Source organism: Allobaculum sp., assembly GCF_047010065.1.
Classification (GTDB): domain Bacteria; phylum Bacillota_I; class Bacilli_A; order Erysipelotrichales; family Erysipelotrichaceae; genus Allobaculum; species Allobaculum fili.
The window spans coordinates 1-14,326 of the sequence record NZ_JBKXLD010000034.1; the positions used below are offsets into that span (position 1 = coordinate 1).

Annotated in this window: 11 protein-coding genes and 1 pseudogene; 10 read left to right on the forward strand and 2 right to left on the reverse strand. The window is 52.7% G+C overall.

All coding sequences use genetic code 11. The features are described from left to right. Positions 1-279: 279 nt before the first annotated feature. A complete protein-coding gene (locus ACLUYS_RS04500) occupies positions 280-912 on the forward strand; it encodes a glucose-6-phosphate isomerase family protein (RefSeq protein ID WP_230266920.1) in 633 nt (210 codons plus the stop codon). Between the two features lie 247 nt (positions 913-1,159). Continuing rightward, the gene (locus ACLUYS_RS04505; protein ID WP_230266919.1) at positions 1,160-2,554 is read left to right on the forward strand and encodes an MATE family efflux transporter; all 1,395 of its coding nucleotides are present in this window, start codon (positions 1,160-1,162) and stop codon (positions 2,552-2,554) included. A 187-nt stretch (positions 2,555-2,741) separates the two neighbouring features. Here the strand turns inward: ACLUYS_RS04505 and ACLUYS_RS04510 are convergent, their stop codons facing one another. Next, complete coding sequence (locus ACLUYS_RS04510; protein WP_288339145.1) at positions 2,742-3,896, reverse strand: hemolysin family protein; 1,155 nt, start codon at positions 3,894-3,896, stop codon at positions 2,742-2,744. 44 nt (positions 3,897-3,940) lie between these two features. Here ACLUYS_RS04510 and ACLUYS_RS04515 point away from each other — a divergent pair, with 44 nt between their 5' ends. Continuing rightward, entirely contained in the window at positions 3,941-4,171 is a 231-nt protein-coding gene (locus ACLUYS_RS04515) for a hypothetical protein (RefSeq protein ID WP_230266917.1), read from the forward strand. 21 nt (positions 4,172-4,192) lie between these two features. On the opposite strand, the gene ACLUYS_RS04520 is transcribed toward ACLUYS_RS04515, so the two are convergent. Then, entirely contained in the window at positions 4,193-4,648 is a 456-nt protein-coding gene (locus ACLUYS_RS04520; protein WP_230266916.1) for a CBS domain-containing protein, read from the reverse strand. 383 nt (positions 4,649-5,031) lie between these two features. Here ACLUYS_RS04520 and ACLUYS_RS04525 point away from each other — a divergent pair, with 383 nt between their 5' ends. The 7 genes and pseudogenes from ACLUYS_RS04525 to ACLUYS_RS04555 form a co-directional block, all read left to right on the forward strand. Further along, on the forward strand, positions 5,032-6,084 hold the full coding sequence (locus ACLUYS_RS04525; protein WP_288339142.1) for a DNA/RNA non-specific endonuclease: 1,053 nt from the start codon (positions 5,032-5,034) through the stop codon (positions 6,082-6,084). A 710-nt stretch (positions 6,085-6,794) separates the two neighbouring features. Then, positions 6,795-7,703, forward strand: a complete 909-nt coding sequence (locus tag ACLUYS_RS04530) for an aspartate carbamoyltransferase catalytic subunit (RefSeq protein ID WP_230266914.1) — start codon at positions 6,795-6,797, stop codon at positions 7,701-7,703. A 117-nt stretch (positions 7,704-7,820) separates the two neighbouring features. Then, complete coding sequence (locus tag ACLUYS_RS04535; protein WP_412659235.1) at positions 7,821-9,134, forward strand: dihydroorotase; 1,314 nt, start codon at positions 7,821-7,823, stop codon at positions 9,132-9,134. 19 nt (positions 9,135-9,153) lie between these two features. Beyond that, complete coding sequence (gene carA, locus ACLUYS_RS04540; RefSeq protein ID WP_412659237.1) at positions 9,154-10,245, forward strand: glutamine-hydrolyzing carbamoyl-phosphate synthase small subunit; 1,092 nt, start codon at positions 9,154-9,156, stop codon at positions 10,243-10,245. Further along, positions 10,238-13,450, forward strand: coding sequence for a carbamoyl-phosphate synthase large subunit (carB, locus tag ACLUYS_RS04545; protein WP_230266911.1), 3,213 nt, complete (start codon positions 10,238-10,240; stop codon positions 13,448-13,450). Before carA ends, carB begins: the two co-directional genes overlap by 8 nt. A gap of 2 nt (positions 13,451-13,452) precedes the next feature. Further along, on the forward strand, positions 13,453-14,187 hold the full coding sequence (locus ACLUYS_RS04550; RefSeq protein ID WP_230266910.1) for a dihydroorotate dehydrogenase electron transfer subunit: 735 nt from the start codon (positions 13,453-13,455) through the stop codon (positions 14,185-14,187). Beyond that, positions 14,187-14,326: pseudogene (locus tag ACLUYS_RS04555) on the forward strand (dihydroorotate dehydrogenase catalytic subunit); the annotation flags it as partial. The gene ACLUYS_RS04550 and the pseudogene ACLUYS_RS04555, both read left to right, overlap by 1 nt.

Below are 14,326 nucleotides of genomic sequence, written 5' to 3' on the forward strand. Positions count from 1 at the left end.
GTCGTCCACGCAAAAATCCGACCGTATAGTTTAGCTGATTGGGAAAGTTCTATTCAATAATAATAAGCATAATAAACGAAAAAAAGTGCCAAAAGCGCTATAACCTGAGTACCGGAAAGAACCCCCGCTTTCCAGCACAGATGATCCGAACGCGAGTCTTTCCCTTTGCCTGATTGTCAAAGTTTCCCGTTGGGAAGCCCGCCTTGCGTTCTGGGGACAGGCTGCAGGCAAGCCTGAATGCCGCTGCGTCATACAGCGAAACGGGAATAGGTACTGAATATGGATAATACAAATCACAAACGTGTAGCGGTCACCAAGTCACAGCTGACCCATCACTGGCAGGAACGTCTGAATGGAAACAATCTGACCGAAATGGTCATGCGCTATAAAGACGCGGATTACTTCCGCCGCAAAGATCCGACCCTCGATCCGGAAACTAAGATTTATGAGCACATCGTCAAGGAATCTGAGCCGGGCGAAGGCCATCTCAACTGGGGGCACATTACCCTGTATCCGGGCAAGGTGGATGACCAGTACTTCTGCACGAAAGGTCATTTTCACGTCAATCCGGATGCGGAAGAATATCTGCTCTGCATGAAAGGAACCGGTCTGGTCATGTTCCTCAGCCGCGACGGCGAATGCTGGTGTGAAGAACTGGAAGAAGGCAGTCTCCACAAGATTCCGTCGAACATTGGACGCCGCCTGATCAATACCGGCGATGAACCGCTGATGCTTTCGCAGTGTCTGCCGAGCAATGCCGGCTTCGATTTCGATTCAATCGACGAACATCCCTTCACCTGTCATGTCTATGACGACAACGGCGAACTGGCCATTGAAGTGGATGTCGAAGATACTCCGGAATCCGTGGACGCGCTCCAGGAAGAAGACATTATCGCCTTTTTAAAGTCGTAAGATTTCAAGTCCTGAGAAATCGGGACTTTTTCTTTTGCCGAAAAAACATCCGCAAACCGCAGCAGGAGAGCGGAAAATCCACTAAGCGAAACGGCACCAAATTTTACTTTTTTCCGTACTGAAAATAATTGTGTGCTATCCTTTCGTATACAAATGGACGCCTGTCCTTTTTACAGCACGTTTTCGTGGAGGCGTTCACCGACAAAAACGGAGAAATTCGTCCGTTTGCACGATCAGGAGGTACACGATGGAAAAGACACTGTCCGCCGGCAATCCACTAGGCACCGAGAAAATTTCGAAGCTGCTGTTTCGCTATTCGTTCCCGTCCATCATCGCGATGCTGGTGAGCTCGCTCTACAACATCGTTGACCAGATTTTTATCGGCCAGGGTCTTGGCTATCTGGGCAACGGCGCGACGACGGTCGTCTTTCCGCTTTCGACCATCTGTCTGGCAATCGCCCTGCTTTTAGGCGTGGGTGGCGCGTCCTGCTACTCGCTGCAGCTGGGCGAAGGACGTCCGGATGAGGCGGCAAGAACGGCCGGTACGGCGCTCAGCTTCATGTTTTTAAGCGGGCTGATTTATCTGGTTCTTGGCGAGCTGAGCATTACGGCTCTGCTGCCGGTCTTTGGCGCCACCCCGGAAAACTACGGCTACGCGCTCGAATACTCCCGCGTCATTTTGCTTGGCATGCCCTTTCTCATTGTCAGCAACGGCATTTCCCAGCTTTGCCGGGCGGACGGTTCGCCTTCCTTTTCCATGTTTTTCATGGTGGTTGGCGCTATTGTCAACTGCATCCTGGACCCGATTTTCATTTTCGTCTTTCACTGGGGCATGGCCGGTGCGGCGTGGGCGACGATTATCGGCCAGATCGTGAGCTTTGTCATCGCACTCTTTTATCTGCCGCGCTTCAAGCATGTGCATATGAATGCGGACAGCTTCAAAATCCGCATGGCGCCGCTGAAGAAAATCTGCAACCTGGGTATGGCTTCAGCGCTCAACCAGGCGGCGGTTCTTGTGGTTCAGATTTTTCTGACCAACATGTTCAAGTACTACGGGTCCCTGTCCGTTTACGGCGCCAATATTCCAATCGCGGCCAGCGGTGTGGCCTTCAAGCTTAACGGCCTCTTCATTTCCGTCATTGTCGGCATTGCGCAGGGCCTTCAGCCGATTGTCGGCTACAACTATGGCGCCGCGCAGTATGGGCGCGTGAAGGAATGCATGGTCAAGGGTCTGATTTCGGTCGTCGTTTTAGGAACGCTTGTCGAAGTGCTGTTTCAGTGCTTTCCCAGACCGCTCATTCTTCTGTTTGGAACCGGCGATGAACTGTACGTCCGCTTTGGTGTGATCATGCTTCGCGTATACCTGATGGGCATCTGCATCCAGGGCGTTCAGTCGCTCAGTTCGACGTATTTTGCGGCCATCGGCCAGCCGGGCAAAGGGGTGTTTGTCTCCCTCTCCCGCACGATCATTTTCTTCATTCCGCTCGCCTTCGTCTTTTCTTTGATGTGGGGAATTGAAGGACTGGTCGTTTCCCAGCCGATCGCCGATCTGCTTTCCGCTCTGCTCGCGTTTATTCTCGTGCTTCGCTCATGGAAGCAGATGAAGCAGCTCAAGGAAGGCGTCATCGAAAACCGGTTTTAGGCACAGAGCTCTCACTTTCGGAAGGTTTTCCTCTTTCCAGAGTTCTGCCGGAGTCTTTGAAAATTCAATACTACGCAAAAATGGTCTTTTCCTCTCGCCCGATTCGGCGACTGGAAAAGACCATTTGTTTTTTTCTTTTTCAAAATGGTGAGGACTGTCCTGCCTTTGGCTTCCGCGTTTGGAGCGCTCAGTGTCTGGCTGAGCCCGACTTTGCGGTTCCAGTTGGAGTGCTTTCTGGCGCGGGATTTCCCTTCGGTTCATCTTCGACTTTGACGAGCGCCTGACGAATGCGGTGTCCCTGAATGCGCCGGATCTGAATGGACAGCGGTCCGATGCGGGTTTCAAGCTGGCTGCCGTCTTCGGGAATGTAGCCCATGGAGCCGAGCACGTAGCCGGAGAACGTTTCAAAATCATCAAGGTGCAGGTCCATGCCCAGCGCCTTGGACACATCGTCCAGATCGGCTTCGCCGTTAATGCGCCAGACGCCGCGCGGAAGCCGGACGATATCCGCCTGCCGCTTTTCTTCCTCTTCGGACAGATCGCCGAAGAGCTCTTCGATAATGTCGTGCAGGGTGACCAGACCAACGACACCGCCGTATTCGTCGAGAACGATGGCGATGTACGTGTGGCGCTGCTTCATCATGCGCAGCAGCTCATCGGCGGTATTGCTTTCGGCAACGAACAGCGGCTTGTCGACAGTGTGATCGAGAATGGTTTTCTTGCCCCAGCCGTTCAGACGGAAATAATCGCGGGTATCGAGCACGCCGACGATATCGTCGTCGCTTTCGTTGGTGATCGGATAAAACGTATGCCGGTTAGCCATGATGATCTGCTTCCACTTGGACGGATCTTCCTTCATGGACAGGCACACCATATCGGAACGGTGGGTACAGATTTCATCGAGCGACGTGTCGTTGAGATCGAGCGCGTTTTCGAGTACTTCGCGCTGTTCTTCCATTTCCGGAACCGAGGAAGCCTCAATCAGACGGACGAGTTCATCGTCGCTGTCCGCGGCTTCTTCCGGCAGCCAGAAAAACAGCTTGAGCAGCGGTTTCTGCAGGGAATTCATGCTGGCGGAAGAAAAGTGAATGCGTTTGGAAAGATGCACCCAGATCAGACCAAGTATCAGTTCGATCGCCATGAGAATCCAGAAGGAAGCCGGGCCGTTGAGCACCGCCGCTACCGCAGGCAGCTGGACGAGCAGCCAGGCGCTGAGCACTTGAAAGAGCAGAGCGAGAAAGAGATCCATGGCCGTATAGCGGGCGTCATCTGCCGGCTGCATGGTCAGAGTCAGAAAAAAGAGGGCTGCCGCAAACGAAAGAATGGACAGACTTATATACACCAAGAACATCAGCTCCATTTCCAGAATTTTAAACAGAAGATTGTATGGAAAAATACGATTTTGAAAGTCGATTTTTTCCTGTTAAAAAACGTGTTGTTCCCTCGAAAGGTGAACTGATTATACCATGCACCGGTTTTTTGAAAACGGGCGCACAGAGCGCTCAGAAAAAGCTGGAAAGAAGCGTCATTTTGCGCGTCCGGGCAGAAAAAATGCCTGCTTCCCGAAAAAGCAGGCAAAGAAAACAAAGGAGAAAAGGGAGAAAAGCAATACGATAAAACAGGTTTCGGATCGCGCCGCTAGATGCGCGTTGAGGCGTTTTCCGAATTTGGCATCGCGGCAAGCGAAGGCTGCAAAGAGGAAGAACCCAGGGCGCGCAGCAGCGTCTGCCGGGTGATGATGCCGATGAAGATGCTGCGGTCATCGACGACGGGAACGAAGTTCTGGTGGAGGGCGGTTTCCAGAATGTCGTCAATGGAAACGCTGATGTTGACGGGCGGCATGAAGTCGTCGCGAATCAGGTCGGTTACTGTATAGGATTCGAGCGTCTTTGCATCCGCGCCTTTCTGCAGGATGAACCACAGGAAGTCGCCTTCGCTGACGGTGCCGACGTATGTACCGTCCAGACCGATGACCGGAATGGCGGTATAGCCGTGTTTGTACATCAGTTCGAGGGCTTCGCGAAGCGGAAGATTCTCGTAGAAGAAGACAAGATCTTTTTTAAAGGTGAGATAGAAAATAATGTTATTGTTCATGGAATTCCTCATTTCCAAAATCATTCTAAAAAAGAGATTTCAAAGGATTAGCGCCTAAATATGTGAAGATGACGAAAGCGCATACACGCCAGAAAGGACCCCAAATTTTACGAGACGATTTCGGCGAAATTCGAAATCGCCTTATTTAACGGATAATTGTGCCCGAATAATTCTAAATTTCTGACAACTGGTCCAAAATATAGACGAATGAGAGAAAAAAGAGAGACCACACTCTTCCCATAATCGGAATCAAAGCGGATTTTTCGGGCTTTCTGGCGATGGAAAAGGGGCTGGTCTTTTACGGAAAGGAAACTGAGACGATGAACCCCTTTAATTCTTCTGCGCATCGATTTTCGCACAGAGTGCGAAAACGGGCGAGAACGATGTCCAGGATTTTAAACCGCGCCCTTGTGCTGCTTCTGATCCCGCTGCTGACGGCATGCGGCGCTTCTTCCGTCGAGGATGCAAGCCGGTCGCAAAGTTCGATTTCCATTTCGCAAAGTCAGCAAACGTCTTCCCTGCAAAATGAGTCCAGCCTGTCTTCGCAAAGTTCGCAAACGGCCGCGGCAGACAGTCAAAGCGAGCCGTACGCGCCTGGCTACGACTTTACCGCGGACGACATTCCGCCCTATACCGGAAATCCGGTGGCAATCATTCATGAAAACGTCCCGTTTTTTGAAGAAAACGAAGAAACGACGCAGGCTTTCCAGCATTACTTCGATCTGGATGCGTTTGGCCGAGCGACTATGGGCTACGCCTCTTTAGGTCAGGAAATCATGCCGGAGGAAGATCGCGGCGATATTTCGTCCGTGCATCCGACCGGTTTTGAAAACAAGGAATATCCGTTTGTGGAAAACGGCTATGTGTACAACCGCTGCCATCTGGTGGCTTACATGCTTTCCGGTCAGAACGCCAATCCGCGCAACCTCATTACCGGAACCCGGACGATGAATACGAAAGGCATGCTTCCGTATGAGACACAGGCCCGGGACTATATTGAACAGACGGGAAACCACGTCATGTACCGGGTGACCCCAATTTACAAAGGAAACGATCTGGTTGCTCAGGGTGTCCTGATGGAAGCCAAATCTGTCGAAGATGACGGAAAGGGACTGCAGTTCTGCGTCTTTGCGTACAACCGCGAACCGGGTGTGGCCATCAATTATGCTGACGGATCTAATGAAGCGGACGGAACCATCGCCGTCGGCGGAACGGGTCAGGAACAGGCCGCTCCTTCTGGCGACGATGCCCAGGCACCCGCCCAGGCTCCGGCTGCCGAAGCGTCCTACGTCTGCAATACGAATACGCATAAGTTCCATCATCCCGACTGCAAGTCCGTCGCGGATATGAAACCGAAAAACCGCAAGGATGTCGTTGCCAGCCGGGATGCGCTGATTGCGGAAGGCTATCAGCCCTGCAAACGATGCAACCCGTAAGTGCGCCCAGTCCGGCAGTAAAAAACGTGAAAAAATGAGGAAACAGAAAAACGGAGTGTCGAAAACCGGTCGGCACTCCATTTTTACTGCGCAGAACATAGTTTCGGATTCGAAGAGATCCATTCGGAAAATGGCGCAGAAGAAGGGAAACGGCAAAGTCCAGAGGCGGAATATTCCTGCAGGAACTGGGATGGCAATTGAATCTTTGACAGTTTTTCAGGTGAAAAAAGTATATATCTTCTTTATATAAAGCGAAAATATCCTTTTTAGTTTTTTTGCAAATCTGTAGCTACACATTTTGGTTCTGTTTTCCTGCAGGATGTTTTTTCTTTGCGCAGCCATCGAATCTTTGACAGTTTTTTTTAGGGTAAAATGGATGTATACGCTTTATGTAAAGTGGAAATCTCGTTTTTTTTACTTTTGCCGATCTGTATCTACGCTTTTGGCTCTGCTTGCCCCTATACCATTTTCCGTTTGCCTGACGCGGATCGTCTGATTTTTCTTTTTTACTGCGCATGGTATAGTTCCTAATTCGAAGAGATACATTCTGAAAATGATCCAAAAGAAGGGAAATGGTGCAATCCGGAGGGGAAAAATTCCTGCAGGGTACGACGCTTGAAATTTGTTTGTCATCCTGCGGGGACTTGCGCTATAATCCAAAAGATCAAATTGATCATCACCATGGATCTGGACATCAGGGAGGTAAGTGAATGAATCCAAAGTCGCTTCTCACTATGAAGGATTTATCCAATCAGGATATCCTCGATATTCTCAATGATGCGAAGGTTTTTTATAGTTCTCAATCAGATTGGCAGGTTCCTGTTTCATCCAGGAAACTTACTGCTAATCTTTTTTTTGAGCCTTCGACTCGTACACACTACTCATTTGAAAGCGCGGAATACCAGCTTGGACTGCAGGCCGCCGACTTCAACCCCGAATCGTCTTCGCTGACAAAGGGGGAAACGCTTTACGATACCGTGCGCACTTTTGAGGCGCTCGGCTACGGTGTTCTGGTCATCCGGAGCGCCCAGGACGAATATTTCCGCGAACTGGAAAATATTGAAGTTCCCATCATCAATGCCGGAGACGGCAAGGGCAATCACCCGACACAGTGCCTGCTCGATCTGCTCACGATTTACAACGAATTTGGCCGCCTTGATCACCTCAACGTGCTCATCTGCGGCGATGTCGCTCACTCCCGCGTTGCGGCCAGCGACAAGGAAGCCCTCGAACGCTTCGGCTCGACAGTCCGCTTTGCGGGACCGAAAGAATGGGAACGCGAAGGCTACCCGTTTGTGGATCTGGACGAAAACATTGAATGGGCTGACGTCCTCATCCTGCTGCGCATTCAGCGTGAACGCGGCGCCCGCCTCGAAAGCCTGAGCGACGAGGAATACCTCAGCCGCTACGGCCTGACGAAAGAACGGGAAAAGCGCATGAAGGATCATGCGATCATCATGCATCCGGCGCCGGTCAATCGCGGCGTGGAAATTGATACCGATCTGGTGGAATGCAGCCGCAGCCGCATTTTCCAGCAGATGAAAAACGGGGTCCTCGTCCGCAAGGCGGTTGTCCGCCGTGCTCTCGGCTTCGAGCCTTTTGGCCGAAGCAAGGCCTGAGCCATAAAAAGCCGGCGAAACCGGCCAGAAACACTTACGAATCCAGGAAAGATAAGACGGAGCCTTCCGTTAAATCTACGATAAATAAGAGAAACCCGAATAAAGGAGGAAATCTCTGTGAACACGAAACCCGCATTTTCCGGGCTTCACCCCATCAAGATCAAGAACGCCCGCATCTTTTATGACGGTTCGCTTCAGAATCTGGAAATGTTGTTTGATCAGGAAAAAATCCTTCAGATCGCGCCAGAAATTGAAGTCGATGACGATGTGGAAATTATCGATGCCAAGGGTCTGGCTGTACTGCCCGGTCTGGTTGATACCCACGTGCATCTGCGCGAACCAGGCTACGAAGCCAAGGAAACGATTGCCGCGGGAAGCCGGGCGGCGGCTGCCGGCGGCTTTACGACGATCTTCGCGATGCCAAACCTTCGCCCGTATCCATCAACTGTAGAGACGATGGAACCGTATCTGGAAAAAATCGCGAACGATGCCGTTGTACGCGTGATTCCGTTTGGAACAATCACCGACGATGAAGCCGGCAGGACGCCGACCGACTATGCGGCGCTGAAAAAACTCGGCATTCATCAGTTTTCGGATGACGGCGTCGGCGTAGCGAGCGGCGATGTCATGCAGGAAGCCATGAAAAAGGCAGTGGAAGCCGATGTGCTCTTTTCCTGCCATACCGAAGACATGAACTATCGCGCGCCGGGCGCTTCGGTGCATGAAGGTCCGTACGCGAAAAAGAATGGCTGGATCGGTATTCCGAGCGCCTGTGAAAGCGCCCAGCTCATTCGCGATCTCGGCTATGCACGCCAGATTCCGGTGGCTTACCATGCGGATCACATTTCCGCAAAAGAAAGCGTGGAAGCACTGCGGCAGGCCAAGCGCGACGGCGTCAACTGCACCGCCGAAGTGACTGCACATCATCTGCTCCTGGAAGACAGGGACGTTCAGGATGCGATGGAAAAAATGAATCCGCCCCTGCGTTCGCATGAAGATCGCATGGCGCTGATTGAAGGGCTGGAAGATGGAACGCTGGATTTCATCGCCAACGACCATGCCCCGCATACGATGGAAGAAAAAACGCGGCCGATGGACAAGGCGCCCTTTGGCATCGTTGCTCTCGAAACCGCCTTCCCGCTGCTGTACACCGAGTTTGTGGACCGCCAGAAACGCTGGAGTCTGAAACAGCTGCTGGAGTGGATGGCCGCAAAGCCCGCGAAGCGCTTCGGTCTGGAAAAGACCGGCGAGCTGCGCGAAGGCTATCGCCCGGATTTCTTCCTGGCGGATTTTGATCGAACCTACACCATTGACCCCGCCGATTTTGAATCGAAAGGGAAAAATACGCCGTTTGGCGGCTGGACAGCGAATGTGTGCGTCATGCAGACGTGGTCGGAGGGCCGCCCGGTATGGACCAGAAAGAATAAATAAATAGAAAGGATAAATAAATATGGAAGACAGACTGCTGATTCTTGAAGACGGCAGCGTCTGGAAAGGCAAGGGCTTCGGCTCCGACAATTTCCAGATCGGCGAGCTTGTTTTCAACACCTCAATGACCGGCTACCAGGAGATCCTTACGGACAACTCCTACTGCGGTCAGATCATTCTGATGACGTACCCCCTCATCGGAAACTACGGCGTAAACCGCGACGACTGGGAAAGCATTGAACCGGCTGCGTTCGGTTTCGTTGTCAAAAATCTCTGTGACGACTACTCCAACTGGCGCGCCTGCGAATCGCTCGACCAGTTCTGCAAAAACGAAAATATCCCAGGCATCAGCGAAGTGGATACCCGCGCGCTGACCCGCCGCATCCGTGAACACGGCACCATGCGCGCGACGATGGCCAATGTCGACGCCGATGTGGACGCAATTGTGAAAACGCTGCAGGAAACGGAACTGCCGCACGATCAGGTAAAGCGCGTAAGCTCCTCCAAGCTTTACTCGGTACCAAACCGCGGACCGAAAGTTATCCTGATGGACTTTGGCGCCAAGCTGGGCATCGTGCGCGAACTGTCGATGCGCGGCTGCGACATCGTCGTTGTTCCGTATAACACCGACTGGAAAACGATCATGAACTTCCGCCCGGACGGTGTCATGCTCACGAACGGTCCTGGAAACCCGGAAGATCTGCCGGAATCGATTGAAACGATCCGCAATCTGATCGGAAAAGTACCCATCTTCGGCATCTGCCTGGGCCATCAGCTGATCGCGCTGGCCTGCGGTGCCAATACCTACAAGCTGAAATTCGGCCATCGCGGCGGCAACCATCCAGTTGTTGATCTCGAAGACGGCCATGTGGAAATTACCAGCCAGAACCATGGCTATGCGGTCGATAAGGACTCGCTGAAAGGAACGGGTCTGAAAATGACGCATGTCGCGCTGAACGACAAGTCCTGCGAAGGCATGATGCATACCGAATACCCGGTTTTCTCGCTTCAGTTCCATCCCGAAGCCAATGCCGGCCCGAACGACTCCAAGAAAATGTTTGACCGCTTCATGGCGCTGATGGAAGAAGAAAAGGAGAAAAAGAAGAATGCCTAAACGTACGGATATCCATAAAATTCTCGTTATCGGCTCCGGCCCGATCGTCATCGGCCAGGCCGCCGAATTCGACTATGCAGGAACACAGGCCTGCCAGTCGCTGCGTGAAGAAGGCTATGAAGTCATTCTGATCAACTCCAACCCGGCGACCATCATGACCGACTCGGTTGTTGCCGACCAGGTGTACATCGAGCCGATTACCCTCGACTTTGCCAAACGCATTATTTATAAGGAACGCCCGGATGCCGTTCTTGGCTCCCTCGGCGGCCAGACTGGTCTGAACCTGGTTGTTGAACTGGCGGAAGACGGCATTCTCGATGAATACGGTGTCGAAATCCTCGGTACCGACCTTTCCGCCATCAACAAGGCGGAAGACCGCGAACTCTTCCGTTCGCTCATGCGTGAAATTAACGAACCGGTGCCGGAAAGCGACATCGTCCACACCGTGGATCAGGCAGTGGAATACTGCAGAACCCTCGGCTACCCGGTCGTTGTCCGTCCGGCCTACACTCTGGGCGGAACCGGCGGCGGATTTGCGGACAATGAAGAAGAACTGCGCACCATCTGCGATGCCGGTCTGAAAATTTCCCCAGTTCACCAGTGCCTGATCGAGCAGTCGATTGCCGGCTACAAGGAAATCGAGTACGAAGTTATGCGCGATACCAACGACAACGCGATCGTGGTCTGCAACATGGAAAACGTGGATCCTGTCGGCATTCATACCGGCGACTCCATCGTTGTCGCTCCGGTACAGACGCTGACCGACCGCGAAAACCAGCTGCTTCGTTCAGCTTCGCTGAAAATCATCCGCGCCCTGAAAATCTGCGGCGGATGCAATGTACAGCTCGCCCTCGATCCGGAAAGCTTCAAGTACTACGTCATTGAGGTTAACCCGCGTGTATCCCGCTCTTCGGCGCTGGCGTCCAAAGCCACCGGCTATCCGATCGCGCGCATTTCGGCCAAACTCGCAGTCGGCCTGACCCTCGATGAAATTCTCAACCCGATTACCAAATCGTCCTACGCCTGCTTCGAACCGGCGATTGACTACATCGTTTCCAAGTTCCCGCGTTTTCCCTTCGACAAATTCCCGAACGCCGACCGTACCCTCGGTACGCAGATGAAGGCGACTGGTGAAGTCATGTCCATCGGCCGTACGTTTGCGGAATCGTTCCTCAAAGGCGTACGTTCGCTGGAAATGAAAGTCGATCATCTGTACTTAAAGGATCTTGACGAACTGTCCAGGGAAGATCTCGCCAAGCTGATCACAGGCAAGAGCGATCTGCGCATGTACGCGCTGGGCAAATGGCTGCGCGACGGTGGCACGATTGAAGAACTTCACGATATGACGAAGATCGACCCGTTCTTCCTGTGGCATCTCGAGCGCATCATCAACCTCGAATCCCTGATGATGGCAAAACCGATGGATGTCGAAACGCTCGCCATCCTCAAGCAAAACGGCTTCTCCGATTCCTACATCGCCAGAGCCTGGAACGTGCCGGAAAAGGAACTGTATGACCTGCGTCACGCCAATGGCATCGTTCCGGTTTACAAAATGGTTGACACCTGCGCCGGCGAATTTACTTCCGCCACCCCGTACTTCTACTCGACGTATGAGCAGGAAAACGAAAGCATTCCTTCCGACAATAAGAAAATCATCGTTCTCGGTTCCGGCCCGATCCGTATCGGTCAGGGTGTCGAGTTTGACTACGCGACCGTACACTGCGTCGAATCGCTGCGTTCGGCCGGCTATGAAGCCATCATTATCAACAACAACCCGGAAACGGTATCGACCGACTTCTCGATTTCCGACAAGCTGTATTTCGAACCGCTGACGACCGAAGATGTCATGGAAGTCATCGATCTCGAAAAACCGGAAGGCGTCATCGTTCAGTTCGGCGGCCAGACGGCCATCAACCTGGCAGCTTCCCTTGCCGAACACGGCGTCAAGATTCTCGGTACGTCGCTCAAGAGCATTGACCTTGCGGAAGACCGTCATGAATTTGAAGCGATGCTTAAAAAGCTTGATATCCCGCAGCCGCAGGGCGAAACCGCGGTTACCGTTGAAGAAGCGCTCGACATCGCCAAGCGCATCGGCTATCCGGTTCTCGTTCGTCCGTCCTACGTACTGGGCGGCCGCGCTATGGAAATCGTTCACGATGACGATGAACTCGTGAAATACATGGGCAACGCGGTTAAGGAAATTTCCCATGACGCTCCGATTCTGGTCGACAAGTACATCGTCGGCAAGGAGCTGGAAATCGATGGCATCGCTGATGGAAAAGACGTCTATCTGCCGGGCATCATGGAACATATCGAACGCGCCGGCGTCCATTCCGGCGACTCCATTTCGGTCTATCCGCCCCAGACGATCAGCGACGAAGTAAAAAGTACTATTATTGACTACGCCATCCGGATCGGTCAAGGTTTCGGATTCATCGGACTGTACAACATTCAGTTTATTGTTGATCATAATGATCAGGTGTATGTTCTCGAAGTCAATCCGAGATCTTCAAGAACCGTTCCGTTCCTGTCCAAGATTACCGGTACGCCGATGTCCCATGCGGCGACGATGGCGGTACTTGGCCACTCCCTGCGCGAACAGGGCTATGAACCTGGCTATCGTCCGGAAGACGCGCACCGCGTCTTCGTCAAGGCACCAGTCTTCTCCTTTGCCAAGCTGCGCAGCGTAGACACCGTTCTTGGACCGGAAATGAAATCGACCGGTGAAGCGTTAGGCTCCGATATCAACCTTGAAAAGGCGCTGTATAAAGCCCTGGTTGCCGCTGGTATCAAAGTTTCTCCGCACGGCAACGTCCTGCTGACGATTGCGGATGCGGACAAGGAAGACGCACTGCCGCTGGCTAAGCGTTTTGCGACGATCGGTTACGGCATTTACGCCACCCCGGGTACGGCTCGCTTCCTGCGCGAACATGGCCTGTTCGTTCACGACGCTGCCAAGATTGAAAATCAGGGCGGCGATGTGGAATCGGTTGTGGATGTCATCCGAAACGGCCGCGTCAACTTCGTAGTGAACACGATGAGCCGTCATTCGCGCAAAAACGAGGACGACGGATTTATCATCCGCCGCGTGGCTTCGGAAAATAACATTTTCTGCATGACGTCCCTCGATACCGCCAACGCGCTTCTCAAAGTTCTTGAATCCCTTTCCTTCTCGATGATTTCCATGAACGAAATGGGGAAATAAACATGAAACAATCCAACGCAGAAATCCTTAACAATACCCCCATCGCCGATTCGGTTTACAAAATGGTTCTGAAAACCGACCTCGCCGCGCTGGCCAAACCGGGCCAGTTTGTGGATGTGGCGCTGCCCGGCTACTTTCTTCGCCGCCCGATCTCCGTATCGTGGGTGGAAGAAGACCGCCTGACGCTGGTTTACAAAATCATGGGAAATGGAACCGACAAAATGTCGACGATGGAACCGGGCACCTGCCTTTCGCTGCTCGGTCCGCTGGGAACCGGTTTTCCGATCACGGATCAGAAAGAAGTTCTGATCCTGGGCGGCGGCGTCGGAACGCCTCCAATGCTGTATACCGCAAAAGCCTATCTTGAAAAAGGCGCTAAAGTGGATGTCGTTCTGGGCTTTAACAGTGCCGGCGATGTCTTCTACGTCGATGAATTTGAGCATCTGGGCATTTCGCCCGTCATCTGCACGATGGACGGCAGTGCCGGCATTAAGGGCACCGTTCTGGACGGCGTTCGCGCTAAGGGCATCGAGACGGATTTTGTCCTCTCGTGCGGCCCGCTTCCGATGCTGCGCGCCGTCAGCAATGCCTACACCAAAGGCTATGTATCGTTAGAAGCCCGCATGGGCTGCGGTTTTGGCGTATGCAACGGCTGCGTCATGACGGATCGCAACGGCATGCAGGTTCGCGTCTGCAAGAACGGACCCGTATTCCCGATTGGAAAGGTGGTACTGTAATGGATCTTTCTGTACAGCTTCCAGGTCTGAACCTGAAAAACCCGGTTATTCCTGCCTCGGGAACCTTCGGCTTTGGCCGTGAATTTTCGATGATTTACGATCTGAGCCTTCTGGGCGGCTGCTGCGTCAAAAGCATTAC